General features: G+C 60.1%; 16 protein-coding genes and 1 tRNA gene. 1 reads left to right on the plus strand and 16 read right to left on the minus strand.

The genetic code is table 11. The annotated features are described in order from the left end of the window. From ACYPXD_RS05810 to recQ, 5 genes are all read right to left on the minus strand, one after another. Positions 1-117 (minus strand): GTP-binding protein (locus tag ACYPXD_RS05810; protein ID WP_245965142.1); only part of this gene is annotated, 117 nt, incomplete at its 3' end. Between the two features lie 48 nt (positions 118-165). Continuing rightward, the gene (gene fusA / locus ACYPXD_RS05815) at positions 166-2,268 is read right to left on the minus strand and encodes an elongation factor G (RefSeq protein ID WP_459708488.1); all 2,103 of its coding nucleotides are present in this window, start codon (positions 2,266-2,268) and stop codon (positions 166-168) included. A gap of 135 nt (positions 2,269-2,403) precedes the next feature. Continuing rightward, the gene (gene rpsG, locus ACYPXD_RS05820) at positions 2,404-2,874 is read right to left on the minus strand and encodes a 30S ribosomal protein S7 (RefSeq protein ID WP_006053291.1); all 471 of its coding nucleotides are present in this window, start codon (positions 2,872-2,874) and stop codon (positions 2,404-2,406) included. A gap of 212 nt (positions 2,875-3,086) precedes the next feature. After that, positions 3,087-3,467, minus strand: a complete 381-nt coding sequence (rpsL, locus tag ACYPXD_RS05825) for a 30S ribosomal protein S12 (protein WP_006053290.1) — start codon at positions 3,465-3,467, stop codon at positions 3,087-3,089. 239 nt (positions 3,468-3,706) lie between these two features. Beyond that, positions 3,707-5,554: a DNA helicase RecQ gene (gene recQ / locus ACYPXD_RS05830; protein WP_459708492.1), complete on the minus strand. Its 1,848-nt coding sequence runs from the start codon at positions 5,552-5,554 to the stop codon at positions 3,707-3,709. 185 nt (positions 5,555-5,739) lie between these two features. Between recQ and ACYPXD_RS05835 the strand changes: the two genes are divergently transcribed. Then, positions 5,740-6,279, plus strand: a complete 540-nt coding sequence (locus ACYPXD_RS05835) for a nucleoside 2-deoxyribosyltransferase (protein WP_459708495.1) — start codon at positions 5,740-5,742, stop codon at positions 6,277-6,279. A 28-nt stretch (positions 6,280-6,307) separates the two neighbouring features. Here the strand turns inward: ACYPXD_RS05835 and ACYPXD_RS05840 are convergent, their stop codons facing one another. The 11 genes from ACYPXD_RS05840 to ACYPXD_RS05890 all read right to left on the minus strand — a co-directional run. After that, positions 6,308-7,966: a hypothetical protein gene (locus ACYPXD_RS05840; RefSeq protein WP_459708497.1), complete on the minus strand. Its 1,659-nt coding sequence runs from the start codon at positions 7,964-7,966 to the stop codon at positions 6,308-6,310. A gap of 306 nt (positions 7,967-8,272) precedes the next feature. Further along, entirely contained in the window at positions 8,273-12,520 is a 4,248-nt protein-coding gene (rpoC, locus tag ACYPXD_RS05845; protein WP_459708499.1) for a DNA-directed RNA polymerase subunit beta', read from the minus strand. A gap of 21 nt (positions 12,521-12,541) precedes the next feature. Further along, positions 12,542-16,648 (minus strand): DNA-directed RNA polymerase subunit beta, encoded by a 4,107-nt coding sequence (gene rpoB, locus ACYPXD_RS05850; protein ID WP_459708501.1) that lies wholly within the window; start codon positions 16,646-16,648, stop codon positions 12,542-12,544. Positions 16,649-17,017: 369 nt separating this feature from the next. Beyond that, positions 17,018-17,395 (minus strand): 50S ribosomal protein L7/L12, encoded by a 378-nt coding sequence (rplL, locus tag ACYPXD_RS05855; RefSeq protein WP_075158359.1) that lies wholly within the window; start codon positions 17,393-17,395, stop codon positions 17,018-17,020. Between the two features lie 72 nt (positions 17,396-17,467). After that, positions 17,468-17,989 carry a 50S ribosomal protein L10 gene (gene rplJ, locus ACYPXD_RS05860; protein ID WP_459708503.1) on the minus strand — a complete coding sequence of 174 codons (522 nt, stop codon included), beginning with the start codon at positions 17,987-17,989 and terminating at the stop codon, positions 17,468-17,470. Between the two features lie 287 nt (positions 17,990-18,276). Continuing rightward, positions 18,277-18,975, minus strand: a complete 699-nt coding sequence (gene rplA, locus ACYPXD_RS05865; protein WP_459708505.1) for a 50S ribosomal protein L1 — start codon at positions 18,973-18,975, stop codon at positions 18,277-18,279. Continuing rightward, a complete protein-coding gene (gene rplK, locus ACYPXD_RS05870; RefSeq protein ID WP_459708507.1) occupies positions 18,976-19,407 on the minus strand; it encodes a 50S ribosomal protein L11 in 432 nt (143 codons plus the stop codon). 149 nt (positions 19,408-19,556) lie between these two features. Next, a complete protein-coding gene (gene nusG / locus ACYPXD_RS05875; RefSeq protein WP_026121916.1) occupies positions 19,557-20,114 on the minus strand; it encodes a transcription termination/antitermination protein NusG in 558 nt (185 codons plus the stop codon). 1 nt (position 20,115) lies between these two features. Then, a complete protein-coding gene (secE, locus tag ACYPXD_RS05880) occupies positions 20,116-20,496 on the minus strand; it encodes a preprotein translocase subunit SecE (protein ID WP_459708510.1) in 381 nt (126 codons plus the stop codon). Positions 20,497-20,530: 34 nt separating this feature from the next. Next, a tRNA-Trp gene (locus tag ACYPXD_RS05885) sits at positions 20,531-20,606 on the minus strand. Between the two features lie 64 nt (positions 20,607-20,670). Beyond that, a partial coding sequence (locus ACYPXD_RS05890) for an EF-Tu C-terminal domain-related protein (RefSeq protein WP_072445389.1) occupies positions 20,671-20,765 on the minus strand: 95 nt, incomplete at its 5' end.

The raw sequence follows: 20,765 nt of genomic DNA on the forward strand, positions 1-20,765 counted from the left end.
CTTCGCGGTCAGCACCGTCGTGATCGCCGCCGTCAGCGTGGTCTTGCCGTGGTCAACGTGACCAATCGTGCCCACGTTCACGTGCGGCTTGGTCCGTTCGAATTTACCTTTAGCCATGTTTCTCTTCTTTCAAAAAAGTTGATCGGCGCTTGCGTTGCCGAATGATTACTTCGCCTTCGCGTTGATGATCGCTTCGGAGACGTTGCGCGGCGCTTCGGCGTAGTGCTTGAACTCCATCGTATACGTTGCGCGGCCCTGCGTGAGCGAGCGCAGCGACGTCGAGTAACCGAACATTTCCGACAACGGCACTTCTGCGCGGACGATCTTACCGCCGCCCACCATGTCTTCCATGCCCTGCACGATGCCGCGACGGCCCGACAGGTCGCCCATCACGTTGCCCATGTAATCTTCCGGCGTCTCCACTTCAACGGCCATCATCGGCTCGAGGATCACCGGGCTCGCCTTGCGCATCGCTTCCTTGAACGCCATCGAACCGGCCATGCGGAACGCGTTTTCGTTCGAGTCAACATCGTGGTACGAACCGAACGTCAGGTGAACCTTCACGTCGACGACCGGGAAGCCAGCCAGAACGCCGCTCTTCAGCGTTTCCTGGATGCCCTTGTCGACCGCCGGAATGTATTCGCGAGGAATCACGCCGCCCTTGATCTCGTCGAGGAACGTGTAGCCCTTGCCCTGCTCGTTCGGCTCGAGCGTGATGACCGCGTGACCGTACTGGCCGCGACCACCCGACTGCTTGACGAACTTGCCTTCGACGTCCGCTGCCGTGCTGCGGATCGTCTCGCGGTATGCCACCTGCGGCTTGCCGACGGTCGCTTCCACGCCGAATTCACGCTTCATCCGGTCAACCAGAATTTCGAGGTGCAGTTCGCCCATGCCCGAAATAATGGTCTGGCCCGACTCTTCATCCGTTTGCACGCGGAACGACGGGTCCTCCTGCGCCAGACGGTTCAGCGCCATGCCCATTTTTTCCTGGTCAGGCTTCGTCTTCGGTTCGACAGCCTGCGAAATCACCGGCTCCGGGAAAATCATGCGTTCAAGCACGATCGGATTGGCCGGATCGCACAGCGTGTCGCCCGTCGTCGCTTCCTTCAGGCCGACCGCAGCGGCGATGTCGCCGGCGCGAACTTCCTTGATTTCTTCGCGCTGGTTGGCGTGCATCTGCAGAATACGACCGAGGCGTTCCTTCTTGCCCTTCGTCGAATTCAACACGGTATCGCCCGAATTCACGACGCCCGAATACACACGGAAGAAGATCAGCTGGCCAACGAACGGGTCGGTCATGATCTTGAACGCGAGCGATGAGAACTTCTCTTCGTCGGACGCCCGGCGCTCTGCAGACTCGCCGCTTTCGAGTTCGCCCTTCACCGGCGGAATATCAACCGGCGACGGCAAGAAATCGATCACAGCGTCGAGCATGCGCTGCACACCCTTGTTCTTGAACGCGGTGCCGCACAGCATCGGCTGGATTTCGCATGCGATCGTACGATCGCGCAGCGCCTTGACGATCTCGGCTTCGCTCAGCTCTTCGCCGCCGAGATACTTTTCCATCAGCTCTTCGCTGGCTTCGGCAGCCGACTCGATCATCTTTTCGCGCCATTCGTTGCACGTATCGACGAGTTCAGCCGGGATATCGATGTAGTCGAACTTCGTACCTTGCGACGCTTCGTCCCAAATGATCGCTTTCATCTTGAGCAGATCGACGACGCCCTTGAAGCTTTCTTCGGAACCGATCGGCACCACGACCGGAACCGGGTTGGCCTTCAGACGGGTCTTCAGCTGGTCATAGACCTTGAAGAAGTTCGCGCCGGTACGGTCCATCTTGTTGACGAACGCCAGACGCGGCACCTTGTACTTGTTTGCCTGGCGCCACACGGTTTCCGACTGCGGCTGCACACCGCCGACCGCGCAATAGACCATGCACGCGCCGTCGAGCACGCGCATCGAGCGCTCGACTTCGATCGTGAAGTCGACGTGCCCCGGCGTGTCGATGATGTTGATCCGGTGTTCCGGATAGTTGCCGCCCATGCCCTTCCAGAAAGCGGTCGTGGCAGCGGACGTAATGGTGATGCCGCGCTCCTGCTCCTGCTCCATCCAGTCCATGGTTGCAGCACCGTCGTGCACTTCACCAATTTTGTGGTTCACGCCGGTGTAGAACAGGATGCGCTCGGTCGTCGTCGTTTTGCCGGCGTCGATGTGAGCGCTAATACCGATGTTGCGGTAGCGCTCGATAGGTGTCTTGCGAGCCACTTTGATCCTCTATGGGAATGACGCGACGGGGAGTGAAATACCCGCGCGCCCTAACACAAACGGGCGAGGCGCCTGTTTAGCGCACCCGCCCGGAATTTCTTTCCGTTATTGACTGCTAACCCGGGGTCGGGATGCTTAGAAACGGAAATGCGAGAACGCCTTGTTGGCTTCCGCCATCCGGTGCACTTCGTCGCGCTTCTTCATCGCGCCGCCGCGACCTTCAGCTGCTTCACTCAGTTCACCAGCCAGACGCAACGCCATCGACTTTTCACTGCGCTTCTTCGCGGCCTCACGCAACCAGCGCATCGCCAATGCCATACGACGCGACGGACGCACTTCGACCGGAACCTGATAGTTCGCACCACCAACGCGCCGGCTCTTCACTTCGACCACCGGCTTTACGTTGTTGAGCGCCACCGTGAACACTTCCAGCGGGTCCTTGCCACCCTTGGTCTGGATCTGTTCGAAAGCGCCGTACACGATACGCTCGGCCACCGACTTCTTGCCCGAGAGCATCAGCACGTTCATGAATTTTGCTACATCAACATTACCGAATTTCGGATCCGGCAACACTTCCCGCTTGGGGACTTCGCGACGACGCGGCATGTTTCTTCCTTTACTTTTCAGTTGGAGCGACGCTTGTTGCGCTCGACTCCGCGGTCACCAACTAACCCGATTCATCTTCGAAGACTTACCAGCCTGGTCGGGTGACCACTTACTCGACAGCACCGGCAATCCGGCACCACCGCTAATAACGCCTTTGCAGGCGACCTGAAACGACTTAACGACCGATGGACGGCTTAACTGCTCTGCTGCTTTTACTTGCCGGCCTTGGCGCGCTTCGCACCGTACTTCGAACGAGCCTGCTTACGATCCTTGACGCCCTGGGTATCCAGCGAGCCGCGAACCATGTGGTAACGCACACCCGGCAAGTCCTTCACACGGCCGCCACGGATCAGCACAACCGAGTGTTCCTGCAGGTTGTGGCCTTCACCGCCGATGTACGAAATGACTTCGAAGCCGTTCGTCAGACGCACCTTTGCGACCTTACGCAGTGCCGAGTTCGGCTTCTTCGGCGTCGTGGTGTACACACGGGTGCACACGCCGCGACGCTGGGGGCAGTCCTGCAAGGCCGGGCTCTTGCTTTTCGTCGTTTCCGACGTGCGGCCTTTGCGAACCAGTTGATTGATGGTTGGCATTGTTTATTCCTGAAATTGAACAAAATCGACGCATCTGTTTCCGGGCAAAGCGAAAACGACTGCGCATCGAACTCCGATTCGACGACAAACGTGGCGGCATCGGCCATGCACTCCAATAATGCAAGTGCGCGCGCAGACGCCCCAAGAACCGGAACCTAGCATGATATTCCGAAAATACTAAGAGAGTCAACAAGTTGCGGTGCATGCCGAGCCATCCGATGGACCGCAAAGCGGCTCGCTCAGTCGGCAGCCACGACTTCCAGAAGATCGGCGCCAAACCGATCCAGTTTGCGCGCGCCCATGCCGGGAATCTGGCGCAAATCATCGAGCGAACCCGGCTCGCTGCGGGCAATTTCGGCAAGCGTCGCGTCGTGAAAAATGACGTATGCGGGCACGCCATCGCTCTTTGCCGTCTCGGAACGCCAGGCGCGCAGCCGGTCCCAACGAGCGCGCTCGCGCGGGCTCATGCCGATGGTCGGATCCGCGCGTTCGCTCGTGCGCCCGGAAGCCTGCCGCGAACGCGTCGGCTTCACGTAACGGCGCATTGTGACTTTCTGCTCGCCCTTGAGCACAGGCTTGCTTGCTTCGGTTAGCACGAGCGCGCCGAAGCCGTCGTGATCGACCGTCAGAAACCCGAATGCCACGAGCTGCCGGAACACGGCCCGCCATTCGTGCTCGGACAGCTCCGAGCCGATTCCGAAGGTGCTCAAGCGATCGTGGCCGCGCTGCAGAATCTTCTCGTTGCGATTGCCGCGCAAGATATCGATCAGATGCCCGGCGCCGAAGTTGAAACCGCTCGCACGCTGCGCACGAAACGCACACGACAGCGCCATTTGCGATTCACGCGTCGCGTCCCACGATGCCGGCGGTTCGAGACAGGTGTCGCAATTGCCGCACGGCTCGCTCGACTCGCCGAAATAGGCAAGCAGCCGCACGCGCCGGCACGTAGCCGCTTCGCATAGACCGAGCAGCGCGTCGAGCTTTCCGGTCTGAACACGCTTATGCGCGTCGTCGGCGTCCGATTCGTCGATCATCTTGCGCTGCTGGACGACATCGCCGAGGCCGTAGGCCATCCACGCGTTCGCCGGCAAACCGTCGCGCCCGGCACGCCCCGTCTCCTGGTAATAGCCTTCGACGCTCTTCGGCAAATCGAGGTGCGCGACAAACCGCACGTCAGGCTTGTCGATGCCCATGCCGAACGCAATCGTCGCACAGATGACAACGCCCTCGTCGCGCTGAAAGGTCTCCTGATGCTTTTGCCGGATCTCGAACTCCATCCCGGCGTGATAAGGCAGCGCGCGCACGCCCTGCCCTTGCAGCCACTCCGCCGTTTCCTCGACTTTGCGACGCGACAGGCAATAGACGACGCCGGCGTCAGTCGTCCCGTCCGGCCTCGTGTGCTCGGCGCGGATAAAGTCGAGCAACTGCGAGCGCGCGTTGTCTTTCTCGACAATCCGGTAGCGGATGTTCGGCCTATCGAAACTGGAGACGAAGACTCGCGCGTCATCGAGCGCGAGCCGATGCACAATTTCGTCACGCGTAATTGCATCGGCAGTGGCTGTCAGCGCGATGCGCGGCACCGACGGAAACCGCTCGTGCAAGACCGACAGCTGGATATACTCCGGGCGGAAATCGTGCCCCCATTGCGACACGCAATGCGCTTCGTCGATCGCAAACAGACCGATTTGCGTGCGCTCGAGCAGTTCGAGAAAGCGGGGCGTCATCAACCGCTCGGGCGCGACGTAAAGCAGATCGATATCGCCCTGCCGCAGTGCGCGCTCGATTGCGGCCGCCTCTGCGCCCGTCAAGGTCGAATTCAGGTAGGCAGCCCGCACACCGACTTCCGTCAGCGCAGCAACCTGGTCCTGCATCAGGGCGATCAATGGCGATACGACGATCCCTGCGCCGTGTCCCTTTTCGCGTCGTACCAGCGACGGAATCTGGTAGCACAGCGACTTGCCTCCGCCGGTCGGCATTAGCACAAGGCAGTCTCCGCCGCTGGCCACGTGCTCGACTATTTCGCCCTGTTGCCCCCGGAAAGCGGGATAGCCGAATACTTCGTTGAGAATTTCGAGCGCACGGGACATGAACGATTGCAGATAACGGTGGAAAGCAGCAGACGAAGAGACAGCGGGAAACTCAGCGACGAATTTTACCAACGCATTCGTGCCGCGCTCGCGTTTTAAGTGCAACGTTGGCCGAATGGCCAGGGTGTAAGCGCACCGACATGCGGGATACACTCGTCTTCAGGTTCACTTTCGTTGGAGATTGCATGCAGGTGGCGCAAAACGCGGTGGAGAGGTTGCCGCAAATCTATCTGGCCGGATTCGACGTGTTTCGCCCCGATGCGGCCGAACATGGCGAACGTCTCAAGGCGCTATGCGCTGCGCGAGGCCTCGCAGGCCTCTTTCCGAGCGACAGTGAGCTGCCGCCCGGTCTGCGCGCACAAGACGCCGCTCGATGGATATGCGACGCAAATCTCGCCCTGATTCGCGCCGCCGACGCGGTCATGGCAAATCTGAACGACTTTCGCGGCGCCGGCGAGCCCGACGCCGGCACCGCCTTCGAAGTCGGCTTTGCCATTGCACTAGGCAAGCCGGTATGGGGCTATCGGGCGGACGAACGTCCGCTGGTTTCGCGCGCGGCCGTTCATATGGAAGACAACGCCGCATTCTGCTCGCGCGGCTTTATCGTCGAAGACTTCGGCCTGCCGTTAAACCTGATGCTCGCTTGCACGGTCGAGCTGGTAATTGGTGATGCGGCCGCTTGCCTCGATACGATCCGCCAGACGTTGCGGCACGCACGACGGTAACGCATCTCCGGGATAGGGAATCGCTGTTTCAGGTGGAATTCCGTCCGATGACTTCTACGACAAGACGCTTGCCGTTGATTGTCAGACTGCTGAATGCCTGTCGTGCGCGCTCGATTTGATATTCTCCGATGCCAACGCCGTCCGGGTCTTTTACTTCGTTGAGCCTTTGGTACAGCGGTTCGTCGACAGTCACCCAGACCTTCCCTCGAGCGACTTTTACGTCTTCGATCGCTTCGCAACCTCCGAAGTGTCGGATCGACTCCCCATTCAGGCGATATCCGACGTCGCGCAGGCTCGCATGCTCCGACTCGGAGAGCCCATCGGCAAGCGGGCTGCCCAACACACTATCCACCGTCGCCTTCGTTAATAGCCGGCGGGCGGCCGAAGCATCGAGGCCGCGAATTGCACCGGGCGTGTATCGCTGCGCCACATTTGCCAGAATGGCTGAGTCGACGTCTGTCGAGCCCCGTGCTATCCGGGCGCGCTGCAGATTGCGCGCTATCGCTGGCACGTCCGCGGTGTTCTTACCATCCAGCTTACTGAGCTCGGCGAGTGTGCGTCCAATCGGGCCACGATCGCCAAGCGTCCAATACATCGCGCGAAATGCCGGACTTCGTTGAAGCGGACTCAAACGGTCTGAGGCCATATCGAGGTTGTCCGCAAAACGGATAATCGCGAATGGGTTCCTGGTGAGCTCCTGATCGGTATAGCGTAGCCCCACCTTCACCTCGTTACCTTTGTCCAGCGAAGTGGGGCGGCCCATGTATGCCGGCTTCGTTTCGTCCGCGGTCACATTGATTGTTTGGCCGATCGACAGAGTCTTCAGCGCGTCATTGACCTGTCTTTCCAGCTCTTTCGCATAGTCCCCGCGGACTTCTATTTGAGAAACCCGATGAGGAGGGTTCGACGCCGCCGAATAGTGATTCAACAATTTTTTGAGCGATTCGACATCGGGAACCAGCAGCGATCCACGCTCGGTTTTCACGTTGATTGGATAAAGTCCTGCAGCAACATCAGCGGAGTGAAGCTGGATCGCTTTTTTCATGTCGGCAAGCGCCTCCTTTACGCGGCCGTTTTCACGCCGGATCAAGGTGCCCAGTTCGTCCGACACACTGTCGAACTTCGAGGCACCCGATAAGCCGTGCGTCGCCTTCGGCCGGCCTTTGAGATCGGGATAGCCGACATCATGCCAATGCGCGAGAACCTGAAACATGAGCCTCGCCAGCGCGGCAGAGATGTTGTATTTGCCGGCGGCCTTCTCCGCTATCTCGGGGTACGCCTTGACGATCTGATCGGTGTAAGCCGCGACGCGCTCCGAATGGTCGAATCCATGCGAGACATATTGCTGTGGATTATTCAATTGCTGATCGAGCGCGGGCTTGGCGAGGCGGCTCACGAGGCCCTGCACCACGCTTAACGGAGGCCGATCCTTCAGATTCCCGTTATTTTGCAGATAGTTTGTGTACGGTGCGATTATCCGGCCCACGTTGAGCCGATGAGCGAGCGGTGTGCCGCCCGATCGAGCGCCCAAGGCGGGAGGCATGCCTCCATCGCGAATCTGTGCTTGAGAGAGGGAGGCTCCCGAATCGCGCGTTGCGACGGAATCGGGTTTTGGCGTGCTCGATTCCGGTCTGAGAAAACCGCCTTCGTGCACACGGGGAACAGACACTTCAGGAATACCGAACATGGGCCGCGTCCTTTTGATTCAAAGTGCCACTCGAATTTGGCCCACTGTTTCATGGACCATGCCCTTGCAGATTGAGCTCGCTACGCTCGCGCCTGTAATGTCCGATCCTTGCTCGAATGCCGATTCATCACTCATTTGATCTCGCGCAAATCATTGCACCGATCGCGGAACTCCAGTCGCGCGGACCGCGGTTCGTCGGGGAACGCACGCAAAAAAAAGCCGCCCAGTCGCAATGACTGAGCGGCTCTTTGCCAACTACCCGGTGTAGGACAAAGCGGCTTGCGCCGCCCTGCCATTCCCCGTTGCTTACTCGTTGGTGTGCGGCGCCTGCTGCGGCTCGGCAGCCGGCGTTTCCGGCGTACCGAACTCGAAGGCCTCTTCGGCTGCGATCTGATCGAAACGCTCGCGATCCGACAGTTCCTTGCTCTTGCGCGCCTTGTGGAACGCGAGACCCGTACCGGCCGGAATCAGACGGCCAACGATCACGTTTTCCTTCAGGCCACGCAGATCGTCGCGCTTGCCCATGATCGCCGCCTCGGTCAGCACGCGAGTCGTTTCCTGGAACGACGCCGCGGAGATGAACGAGTCGGTCGAGAGCGATGCCTTCGTGATACCGAGCAGCACGTTCTCGTACGTCGCCGGACGCTTGTCTTCCGCGTTCATACGGTCGTTCTCGTCGAGCATGTCCGACCGCTCGACCTGTTCGCCCGGGATGAAACGCGTATCGCCGTTGTCGGAGATCTGCACGCGGCGCAGCATCTGACGCACGATCACTTCAATGTGCTTGTCGTTGATCTTCACGCCCTGCAGACGGTACACGTCCTGCACTTCGTCCACGATGTAACGCGACAGCGCCTCGACGCCCTGCAAACGCAGGATGTCGTGCGGATCGGCCGGTCCGTCGACAATCATTTCGCCCTTGTTGACGACCTGACCATCGTGCACCAGAACCTGCTTTTCCTTCGCGATCAGGAACTCGTGCTGATTGCCTTCGAGATCCGTGATAACGAGACGCTGCTTACCCTTCGTGTCCTTACCGAACGACACCGTGCCGGTGACTTCCGCGAGGATACCGGCGTCCTTCGGCGAACGTGCTTCGAAGAGCTCGGCCACACGCGGCAGACCACCGGTAATGTCACGCGTCTTCTGCGATTCGGTCGGAATACGTGCGAGCACTTCGCCGACCTGAACCTGCTGGCCGTCCTTCACCGTAATCAGCGCGCCAACCTGGAAGCCGATCTGCACCGCATGCTCGGTACCCGGAATCTTCACTTCGTCGCCGGTTGCATCGAGCAGCTTCACCTGCGGGCGCACGCTCTTCGACGCTTGCGAACCACGACGCTTCACGTCGATCACGACGAGCGTCGAAAGCCCCGTCACGTCGTCGATCTGCTTCGCGACCGTCACGCCTTCCTCGACGTTCTCGAACTTCACCGTACCACCGTACTCGGTGATGATCGGACGCGTCATCGGATCCCACGTGGCCAGCTGCGTGCCCGCCTTGATCTGCGCACCGTCGAGCTGCAGCAGCGTCGCGCCGTACGGCACCTTATGACGCTCGCGCTCGCGGCCGTGATCGTCGGTGATCATCGCTTCGCCCGAACGCGAGATGACGATCTGCTCGCCCTTCGCATTCGTGACGTAACGCATCGTCGACGTGAAACGCACGGTACCGTTCGACTTCGCTTCGATCGACGAAGCAACCGCCGCACGCGATGCCGCACCACCGATGTGGAACGTACGCATCGTGAGCTGCGTGCCCGGTTCGCCGATCGACTGCGCCGCGATCACGCCGACCGCTTCGCCGACGTTCACGAGCGAGCCGCGGCCGAGGTCGCGGCCATAGCACGACGCGCACAGGCCATAACGCGTTTCGCAGGTGAGCGGCGTACGCACGCGCACTTCGTCGATGCCGAGGCGCTCGATTTCTTCGACCGCCGTTTCATCGAGCAACGTGCCCGATTCGTACAGCGTTTCCTGCGTTTCCGGGTTGACGACGTCCGCCACCGCGACGCGGCCGAGAATCCGGTCGCGCAGCGCTTCGACGACTTCACCGCCTTCCACGAGCGCCTTCATCGCCACGCCTTGCGACGTGCCGCAATCGTCTTCGACAACGACCAGATCCTGCGTCACGTCGACCAGACGCCGCGTCAGGTAACCCGAGTTCGCGGTCTTCAGTGCCGTATCGGCCAGGCCCTTACGTGCGCCGTGGGTCGAGATGAAGTACTGCAGCACGTTCAGACCTTCGCGGAAGTTCGCGGTAATCGGCGTCTCGATAATCGAGCCGTCCGGCTTCGCCATCAGGCCGCGCATACCGGCCAGCTGACGAATCTGCACCGCGGAACCGCGTGCACCCGAGTCCGCCATCATGTAGATCGAGTTAAACGATTCCTGACGCGTTTCGTTGCCGTCGCGATCCGTGACCGGTTCCGTCGACAACTGCTCCATCATCGCCTTGCCGACCGATTCCGACGTTGCCGACCAGATGTCGACCACGTTGTTGTAACGTTCCTGCGCGGTGACGAGACCCGACATGTACTGACGGTCGTATTCCTTCACCTTCTTCGCTGCGTCGCCGACGATGGTTTCCTTCTGCGGCGGCACGAGCATGTCGTCGACGCAGATCGAAATACCGGCGCGCGTTGCCAGACGGAACCCCGACTGCATCAGCTGGTCGGCGAAGATCACCGTTTCGCGCAGACCGCAGCGGCGGAATGCCGTGTTGATCAAACGCGAGATTTCCTTCTTCTTGAGCGGCTTGTTCAGCACCGTGAACGGCAGGCCCGGCGGCAGAATTTCCGACAGGATCGCGCGGCCGACGGTCGTCGCGTACAGCGAGATCTTCGGCACGAACGCCGGCGCGCCTTCCGACTTGTCTTCGTTGTGGACCATTTCGGTGATCCGCACGTTGACGCGCGAGGCAAGCTCGACTTCCTTGTTCTCGTATGCACGCAACACTTCCGACACGCCGGTGAACGACATGCCTTCGCCCTTCGCGTTGACCGCTTCGCGCGTCGCGTAGTACAGGCCGAGCACGATATCCTGCGACGGCACGATCGACGGATCGCCGTTCGCCGGGAACAGCACGTTGTTCGACGCGAGCATCAGCGTGCGCGCTTCCATCTGCGCTTCGAGCGACAGCGGCACGTGAACGGCCATCTGGTCACCGTCGAAGTCGGCGTTGAACGCCGCGCAAACGAGCGGGTGCAGCTGAATGGCCTTGCCTTCGATCAGCACCGGCTCGAACGCCTGAATGCCGAGACGGTGCAGCGTCGGCGCACGGTTCAGCATCACCGGGTGCTCGCGGATCACCTCTTCGAGGATGTCCCACACCACCGGCGTCTGGTTCTCGACTTCCTTCTTCGCCGCCTTGATCGTCGTCGCCACGCCCATCACTTCGAGCTTGTTGAAGATGAACGGCTTGAAGAGTTCGAGCGCCATCAGCTTCGGCAGACCGCACTGGTGCAGCTTCAGCGTCGGGCCGACCACGATGACCGAACGGCCCGAGTAGTCGACGCGCTTACCGAGCAGGTTCTGACGGAAACGACCGCCCTTGCCCTTGATCATGTCGGCGAGCGACTTCAGCGGACGCTTGTTCGCGCCCGTCATCGCCTTGCCGCGACGACCGTTGTCGAGCAGCGAGTCGACGGCTTCCTGCAGCATCCGCTTTTCGTTGCGGACGATGATTTCAGGCGCCTTCAGCTCGAGCAGACGCTTCAACCGGTTGTTACGGTTAATCACGCGGCGATACAGGTCGTTCAGGTCCGACGTCGCAAAACGGCCGCCGTCGAGCGGCACGAGCGGACGCAGCTCCGGCGGCAGCACCGGCAGCACTTCGAGAATCATCCACTCGGGCTTGATGCCCGAACGCTGGAAGGCCTCGAGCACCTTCAGGCGCTTTGCGTACTTCTTGATCTTCGCTTCCGAGCCGGTGTTCTTCAGCTCCGAGCGCAGCGTTTCGACCTGCTCGTCGATGTTGATCGCGCGCAGCAGTTCGCGCACGCCTTCCGCGCCCATTTCGGCGCGGAATTCGTCACCGTACTCTTCGACCTTGTTGTAGTAATCCTCTTCGGTCATGATCTGCCGCGCTTTGAGCGGCGTCATGCCCGGATCGATCACGACATAGGCTTCGAAGTACAGCACGCGCTCGATGTCGCGCAGCGTCATGTCGAGCACCATGCCCAGACGCGACGGCAGCGACTTCAGAAACCAGATGTGCGCAACCGGCGAGGCCAGTTCGATGTGGCCCATCCGTTCGCGGCGCACCTTCGCGAGCGTCACTTCGACGCCGCACTTCTCGCAGATCACGCCGCGGTGCTTGAGGCGCTTGTACTTGCCGCACAGGCACTCGTAGTCCTTGATCGGACCAAAGATCTTCGCGCAGAACAGACCATCCCGCTCCGGCTTGAAGGTGCGGTAGTTGATCGTTTCCGGCTTCTTGACTTCACCGAACGACCAGGACCGGATCTTGTCGGGCGAGGCCAGACCGATCTTGATCGCGTCGAAAACTTCTTCCTGTTGGACTTGCTTGAATAGATCGAGCAGAGCTTTCATTGCTTTCTCTCCGTAGTCCGATTAGTTGCGGTCCAGATCGATGTCGATACCGAGCGAGCGGATTTCCTTCACCAGCACGTTGAAGGACTCCGGCATACCCGCATCGATGACGTGATCGCCCTTGACCAGGTTCTCATACACCTTGGTCCGGCCTGTCACGTCATCCGACTTGACCGTCAGCATTTCCTGCAGCACATACGATGCGCCGTACGCTTCGAGCGCCCACACTTCCATCTCACCGAAGCGCTGACCGCCGAACTGCGCCTTACCACCGAGCGGCTGCTGCGTGACGAGCGAGTACGGGCCCGTCGAGCGCGCGTGCATCTTGTCGTCGACGAGGTGGTGCAGCTTCAGGTAGTGCATGTAGCCGACCGTCACCGGACGCTCGAATGCCTCACCCGTGCGGCCGTCGTACAGACGCACCTGGTTCTTCGACTTCGTCATGCCGAGCTGTTGCGCGATTTCGTCCGGGAACGCGAGGTCGAGCATCTTCGACATTTCGTCTTCGGTCGCACCGTCGAACACCGGCGTCGCGAACGGCACGCCTTCGCGCAGGTTCTTCGCCAGTTCGACGATTTCGTCGTCGTTGAAGCTGTCGATTTCCTCCGCACGGCCCGACTCGTTGTAGATCTTGGTCAGGAACGCGCGCAGTTCTTCGATCTTCGTCTGACGCTGCAGCATTTCGCCGATCCGCCAGCCGAGACCCTTCGCGGCCCAGCCCAGATGCACTTCGAGCACCTGACCCACGTTCATCCGCGACGGCACGCCGAGCGGGTTCAGCACGACGTCGGCCGGACGGCCATCGGCCATGTACGGCATGTCTTCGATCGGCACGATCTTCGACACGACACCCTTGTTACCGTGACGGCCCGCCATCTTGTCGCCAGGCTGCAGACGGCGCTTCACCGCGAGGTACACCTTGACCATCTTCAGCACGCCCGGCGGCAGTTCGTCGCCTTGCGTGAGCTTCTTGCGCTTTTCTTCGAACGCGAGGTCGAACTGGTGACGCTTCTGTTCGATCGAGTCCTTGATCGCTTCGAGCTGCGCCGCTGCTTCTTCGTCCGCGAGGCGGATGTCGAACCAGTGGTAGTGGTCGAGATCTTCGAGGTAAGCCTGTTCGATCTTCGCGCCCTTCGCGAGCTTCTTCGGACCGCCGTTCGCCACCTTGCCGACGAGCATGCGCGCGAGACGCTGGAACGCATCGCCTTCGACGATACGCAGCTGGTCGTTCAGGTCGAGGCGATAGCGCTTCAGTTCATCGTCGATGATCTGTTGCGCGCGCTTGTCGCGCTGGATGCCTTCGCGCGTGAACACCTGCACGTCGATCACGGTGCCGCTCATGCCCGACGGCACGCGCAGCGACGTGTCCTTCACGTCCGACGCCTTCTCGCCGAAGATCGCGCGCAGCAGCTTTTCTTCCGGCGTCAGCTGGGTTTCGCCCTTCGGCGTGACCTTGCCGACCAGCACGTCGCCCGCTTCGACTTCCGCGCCGATGTACACGATGCCCGACTCGTCGAGACGGCCAAGCTGCACTTCCGCGAGGTTCGAAATGTCGCGCGTGATTTCTTCCGGTCCGAGCTTCGTGTCGCGAGCCACGACGTTCAGTTCTTCGATGTGGATCGACGTGTAGCGATCGTCGGCCACGACCTTCTCCGAGATCAGGATCGAGTCTTCGAAGTTGTAGCCGTTCCACGGCATGAACGCGACCAGCATGTTCTGACCGAGCGCGAGTTCGCCGAGGTCCGTCGATGCGCCGTCTGCCAGCACGTCGCCACGCGACACGACATCGCCAACCTTCACGATCGGGCGCTGGTTGATGTTCGTGTTCTGGTTCGAACGCGTGTACTTGATCAGGTTGTAGATGTCCACGCCGACGTCGCCTGCCGCCGCTTCGTCGTCGTTCACGCGAATCACCATACGGCCTGCGTCGACGTAATCGACCACGCCACCGCGGAATGCCTGAACCGTCGTACCCGAGTCGACCGCCACCGTGCGCTCGATGCCCGTACCGACCACGGCCTTTTCAGGACGCAGGCACGGTACCGCCTGACGCTGCATGTTCGAACCCATCAATGCGCGGTTCGCGTCGTCGTGCTCGAGAAACGGAATCAGCGAAGCCGCGACCGACACGATCTGCGACGGCGCCACGTCCATATACTGGATGCGGTCCGGCGTGACCATCATCGTTTCGCCGGCTTCACGCGACGACACGAGCTCGTCGGTCAGCGAGCCGTCGTCGGCAACTGCCGCGTTCGCCTGAGCGATCACGTAGCGACCTTCTTCGATCGCCGACAGATAGTCGATCTGGTCCGTAACCTTGCCGTCCACGACCTTGCGATACGGCGTTTCGAGGAAGCCGTACTCGTTCAGGTGCGCGTACAACGCGAGCGAGTTGATCAGACCGATGTTCGGACCTTCCGGCGTTTCGATCGGGCACACGCGGCCATAGTGCGTCGGGTGCACGTCGCGCACTTCGAAGCCTGCGCGCTCGCGCGTCAAACCGCCCGGGCCCAGTGCGGAAACACGACGCTTGTGCGTGATTTCCGACAGCGGGTTGGTCTGGTCCATAAACTGCGACAGCTGCGACGAACCGAAGAACTCGCGAATCGCCGACGAAATCGGCTTCGAGTTAATCAGGTCGTGCGGCATCAGGTTTTCGCTTTCGGCCTGACCCAGACGCTCCTTCACCGCGCGCTCGACACGCACGAGACCGGCGCGGAACTGGTTTTCCGCCAGTTCGCCCACGCAACGCACGCGGCGATTGCCGAGGTGGTCGATATCGTCCACTTCGCCCTTGCCGTTGCGCAGTTCGACGAGGATCTTGATCGTCGCGAGGATGTCGTCGTCCTGCAGCGTCATCGGGCCGACGATTTCGTCGCGGCCGACGCGGCGGTTGAACTTCATACGGCCGACCTTCGACAGGTCGTACGCGTCTTCGCTGTAGAACAGACGATTGAACAGCGCCTCGACCGCCTCTTCGGTCGGCGGCTCGCCCGGACGCATCATGCGGTAGATCGCGATACGCGCGGCCATTCTGTCGGCCGTTTCGTCGATACGCAGCGTCGACGAGATGTACGGACCCTGGTCCAGATCGTTCGTGTAGAGCGTCTGGATGTCCTTGATCTTCGCTTCGCGCAGCTTCTCGAGCACGGTCTCGGTGATTTCGTCGTTCGCGTTGGCGATGACTTCACCGGTATCGCCGTCGATCACGTTCTTCGCAAGCACGCGGCCGAGCAGATAATCTTCGGGAACCGAAATAAATTTCGTCTTCGCGTTGTCGAGGTCACGGATGTGCTTTGCGTTGATCCGCTTGTCCTTCGTGACGATCACGTTGCCGTCGCGGTCGGTAATGTCGAAGCGCGCGACTTCACCGCGCAGACGCTCCGGCACGAACTCCATCTGCGCGCCTTCCGGCATCAACGCGAAGTTATCGAACACGAAGAAGTTTGCGAGGATCTGTTCCGGCGTGAGGCCGATCGCCTTCAACAGGATCGTGACAGGCATCTTGCGGCGGCGGTCGACGCGGAAGTACAACACGTCCTTCGGATCGAATTCGAAGTCGAGCCACGAACCGCGGTAAGGAATAATGCGCGCCGAAAACAGCAGCTTGCCCGAGCTGTGCGTCTTGCCCTTGTCGTGTTCAAAGAATACGCCAGGCGAACGGTGCAGCTGCGATACGATCACACGCTCGGTACCGTTGATCACGAACGAGCCAGTCGGCGTCATGAGCGGAATTTCGCCCATGTACACTTCCTGCTCTTTGACTTCCTTGACGACGGGCTTGCTCGGCGACTCCTTGTCGAGCAGCACGAGGCGCACCTTCGCGCGCAACGCCGAGCAATAGGTCAGGCCGCGTTGCTGACATTCCTTGATGTTGAACGCCGGCGGCGACAGCATGTAGCTGACAAACTCTAGACGAGCAAAGCCGTTATGGGAAACAATTGGGAACACCGACGTGAACGCTGCCTGCAGACCCTCAGGCTTGCGTTGCGTGGCCGGCACTTCTGCTTGCAGAAAGGTGCTGAATGATTCAAGCTGGGTAGCCAGCAGGAAAGGTACTTGGTGAACGATGGGGCGCTTCGCGAAACTCTTGCGAATACGCTTCTTCTCGGTGAAGGAATATTGCATACGATCTCCGAATCACGGCGGGCATTGTTGTCGAGGCGAGATACCTTGATGTGACAACCCGAGTGTTCACCGACTGAGACCCGTTGGCCGTCCGATGGCTTGAACGAGCCGAGAAGCTTGGTGGTTGGCCGCTACCAACCGCTGGCTGACGGCAGCGGATGCCTGTGTTGCCCGCTACCCGACCAAACTTGCCTTCTGCAGTCGCTTCAGAAGACAAAGAGAAACGTCACCGATGTTGCGAAGTGGCGATTTTCTTTGGCTTCTTGGGGCGCATTGTTGCCAAAAACGATGTTGGAAAACGTCGTCCCCACAAAGCACAAAAAGGCCGGCGGTGGAAAAACCGCCAGCCTCCGCAAAGCGCGCCGAAATTTACTTGATTTCAGCTTTCGCGCCTGCGTCTTCCAGCTTCTTCTTGGCTTCTTCAGCAGCAGCCTTGGGCACAGCTTCCTTAACGGGTTTCGGTGCACCATCGACCAGGTCCTTCGCTTCCTTCAGGCCCAGGCCCGTCAGTTCGCGAACAGCCTTAATCACGGAAACCTTGTTGCCGCCGGCTTCGGTCAGGATAACCGTGAACTCGGTTTGCTCTTCAACTGCAGCAGCGCCACCGCCGCCGCCTGCCGGGCCAGCAACGGCCACGGCAGCAGCGGACACGCCAAACTTCTCTTCGAACGCCTTGACCAGCTCGTTCAGTTCCAGAACCGACATCGAGCCTACGGCTTCGAGGATGTCTTCTTTTGCGATTGCCATTTGAAATACTCCTAGATTGAATTCGGATACAGCCAGCGATCTTTTGCGCTCAACCGAAGCGCCGAAGTTGCGTTACGCAGCCTCGCCCTGCTTCTTCTCAGCCAGCGCGGCCAGCGCGCGTGCAAAGCCGGAAACAGGCGCTTGCATAACGAACAGCAGCTTGGAGAGCAGCTCCTCGCGGCTCGGGATGTTGGCCAGCGCTTGCACGCCCGCCTTGTCCATCACCTTGCCTTCGTAGGAACCGGCCTTGATGATCAACTTGTCATTGCCCTTGCTAAATTCGTTGACGACTTTAGCAGCGGCAATTGCATCTTCAGAGATGCCGTAGATCAAAGGACCAGTCATCTGCTCAGCCAGCGGAGCAAACGGGGTACCCTCGACAGCGCGACGCGCCAGCGTGTTCTTCAACACGCGCAGGTACACCTGTTGCTCGCGCGCCTTCGCGCGAAGCTTGGTCAGATCGCCAACCGTGATCCCACGATACTCGGCCAGAACAATGGTTTGAGCTTTCCCGACTTGCGCGGAAACCTCAGCCACGACGGCCTGCTTACCTTCTTTGTTCAGTGGCACGGTTAGCCTCCAGATTCGATGCATTCGACTTGCGTTTTATGCACCGCGTTCAACAACGGCGTCCGACCAGTCCAGGAGTATCTCGACCGCTTCCCATTCACGTCGCCGCGAGTGAGAAACGGCCTCAATCACCACAAAACCTTTTCGGGTTCGCCATCTGCGTTGGCTTACATTAAGGACGCGCCCGACTGCTGCGCCTCCGCCAACGGTCTTTGACAACCGGCCGCTTGCTGCTTACCGCCTGGCTCGCGACCGCCCAAAGCCCTTAGAGCGCCTCGCCCATCAATGCGGCGAAGCGGTAAATCTCGTCATTACTGCGCGGCCAGCGACGTCTGATCGACTCGCACGCCAACGCCCATCGTGCTCGACAGAGCAATCTTGCGCAGATACACGCCCTTGCTCGTTGCCGGCTTCGCCTTCTGCAGCGCGTCGACGAGTGCGTCGAGATTGCTGCGCAGCGCTGTCGGTTCGAACGATGCCCGGCCGATGGTCGCATGAATAATCCCGGCCTTGTCGACGCGGAACTGCACCTGACCCGCCTTGGCGTTCTTCACAGCCGTGGCCACGTCCGGCGTCACCGTGCCGACCTTCGGGTTCGGCATCAGGCCACGCGGACCAAGGATCTGACCGAGCGTACCGACAACTCGCATAGTGTCCGGCGAAGCAATGACCACGTCGAAGTTCAGATTGCCCGCCTTCACCTGCTCGGCGAGGTCTTCCATACCGACGATATCGGCGCCCGCTGCACGAGCTTGCTCAGCCTTTTCGCCTTGTGCGAATACCGCGACGCGCACCGACTTACCGGTACCTGCCGGCAGCACAACCGAACCACGAACCACCTGGTCCGACTTCTTCGCATCGATGCCGAGTTGCACAGCGACGTCAATCGACTCGTCGAACTTCGCGCTTGCGCACTCCTTCACGAGCGACAACGCGTCGTCGATCGGATACAGCTTCTGGCGATCGACCTTAGTTGCAAATGCCTGCAGACGCTTCGAAAGCTTAGCCATTTACACGCCCTCCACGGTGATGCCCATCGAGCGGGCGCTGCCAGCGATTGTACGAACCGCTGCGTCCATATCAGCTGCCGTAAGATCCGGCATCTTCGTCTTGGCGATCTCTTCAGCTTGCGCGCGCGTGATCTTGCCGACCTTATCGGTGTGCGGCTTGCTCGAGCCCTTGTCGACCTTCGCCGCCTTCTTGATCAGCACGGTGGCGGGCGGGGTCTTGAGGACGAACGTGAAGCTCTTGTCCGCAAAGGCGGTAATGACGACGGGAATCGGCAGACCCGGTTCCATCGATTGAGTCTGCGCATTGAATGCCTTGCAGAACTCCATGATGTTCAGGCCGCGCTGACCCAAAGCCGGACCGACCGGCGGCGACGGATTGGCCTTACCTGCAGGAATCTGCAGCTTGATAAAGCCGATGATTTTCTTTGCCATATCTGAAAACCTCGTTGGAACGCGTAAGCGTTCAGTGAGTAGTAGCGCGCGTTCGCCGATGCTGGCCTACTGACGCTCCTCAACGGTCATTATGCGGACCGTAAGCGCGAAACGCAGATCGCGCCGGTTGGCGCGATCTGCAAAATCGGTCACAACTTCTCAACCTGTCCGAATTCGAGCTCGACCGGCGTGGCTCGACCGAAAATCGTGACAGAGACCCGAACTCGCGACTTCTCGTAGTTGACTTCCTCAACGCTGCCATTGAAGTCGGTGAACGGACCATCTTTCACCCGGACCATCTCGCCAACTTCAAACAGGGTCTTCGGACGCGGCTTCTCCACGCCTTCCTGCATCTGCGACATGATCTTTTCAACTTCGCGCGGCGAAATCGGGCTCGGTCGATTGCGTGCACCACCGACGAACCCCGTGACCTTGGCCGTGTTCTTGACCAAGTGCCACGTTTCGTCGGTCATTTCCATTTCGACCAGAACGTAACCGGGGAAGAAGCGGCGTTCGGTCACTGATTTGTGACCGCCCTTCACCTCGACAACCTCTTCCGTCGGCACGAGAATCTGACCAAATTTGTCCTGCATGCCAGCACGTTCGATGCGCTCCTGAAGCGCACGTTGCACGCTCTTCTCCATGCCGGAGTAGGCGTGCACGACGTACCAACGTTTTCCACTCGGGGATGCCGGCGTATCACTCATATCATTTCCAACCCAGAATCGCCGAGAAAATCGCCCATTCGATGGATTTGTCGCAAACCCACAGAAATAGCGCCATGACTAACACAAACCCGAAGACCACGAGAGTCGTTTGGCTTGCCTCTTTACGAGTCGGCCAGACGACCTTGCGGACTTCTTTATACGAGTCCTTGGCGAACGCGATAAAACCCTTGCCGGGCGCGGAAAGAAGACCGACTGCGACGCCCGCGATCAACCCGACAGCTAAAGCCGCGCCGCGAACGTACCACTCCTGACCGCTAAGCCAGAAGAACCCCACGAACCCGGCCACGACCAACAATACGCCGACGACCAGCATCAGCTTGTCACCAGACGTATTTACAGTTTCGACGGATGGATTCGCCATAACACCTTAACGAGCGCCAGATCGACGCAAGAGTTGGCAGGGGCAGAGGGAATCGAACCCCCAACCTTCGGTTTTGGAGACCGACGCTCTGCCAGTTGAGCTATACCCCTAAACCATTTGGGGCTGACGACGTCGCCAACCCCGAAAACAACCGATCAACGAGAACTAGCTGGCTTACTCGATGATCTTGGCGACGACACCGGCGCCGACGGTACGACCGCCTTCACGGATAGCGAAGCGCAGACCTTCTTCCATCGCGATCGGCGCAA

The organism is Paraburkholderia sp. 2C, assembly GCF_054589215.1.

What these genes read in the sequence shown, in the direction of transcription:
- rpsG (WP_006053291.1), bottom strand. Translation starts at nt 2,874, where the DNA reads ATGCCGCGTCGTCGCGAAGTCCCCAAGCGGGAAGTGTTGCCGGATCCG.
- rpsL (WP_006053290.1), bottom strand. Translation starts at nt 3,467, where the DNA reads ATGCCAACCATCAATCAACTGGTTCGCAAAGGCCGCACGTCGGAAACG.
- rplK (WP_459708507.1), bottom strand. Translation starts at nt 19,407, where the DNA reads ATGGCAAAGAAAATCATCGGCTTTATCAAGCTGCAGATTCCTGCAGGT.
- rplL (WP_075158359.1), bottom strand. Translation starts at nt 17,395, where the DNA reads ATGGCAATCGCAAAAGAAGACATCCTCGAAGCCGTAGGCTCGATGTCG.
- nusG (WP_026121916.1), bottom strand. Translation starts at nt 20,114, where the DNA reads ATGAGTGATACGCCGGCATCCCCGAGTGGAAAACGTTGGTACGTCGTG.
- rplA (WP_459708505.1), bottom strand. Translation starts at nt 18,975, where the DNA reads ATGGCTAAGCTTTCGAAGCGTCTGCAGGCATTTGCAACTAAGGTCGAT.
- rpoC (WP_459708499.1), bottom strand. Translation starts at nt 12,520, where the DNA reads ATGAAAGCTCTGCTCGATCTATTCAAGCAAGTCCAACAGGAAGAAGTT.
- recQ (WP_459708492.1), bottom strand. Translation starts at nt 5,554, where the DNA reads ATGTCCCGTGCGCTCGAAATTCTCAACGAAGTATTCGGCTATCCCGCT.
- secE (WP_459708510.1), bottom strand. Translation starts at nt 20,496, where the DNA reads ATGGCGAATCCATCCGTCGAAACTGTAAATACGTCTGGTGACAAGCTG.
- rplJ (WP_459708503.1), bottom strand. Translation starts at nt 17,989, where the DNA reads ATGCATCGAATCTGGAGGCTAACCGTGCCACTGAACAAAGAAGGTAAG.
- ACYPXD_RS05835 (WP_459708495.1), top strand. Translation starts at nt 5,740, where the DNA reads ATGCAGGTGGCGCAAAACGCGGTGGAGAGGTTGCCGCAAATCTATCTG.
- rpoB (WP_459708501.1), bottom strand. Translation starts at nt 16,648, where the DNA reads ATGCAATATTCCTTCACCGAGAAGAAGCGTATTCGCAAGAGTTTCGCG.
- ACYPXD_RS05840 (WP_459708497.1), bottom strand. Translation starts at nt 7,966, where the DNA reads ATGTTCGGTATTCCTGAAGTGTCTGTTCCCCGTGTGCACGAAGGCGGT.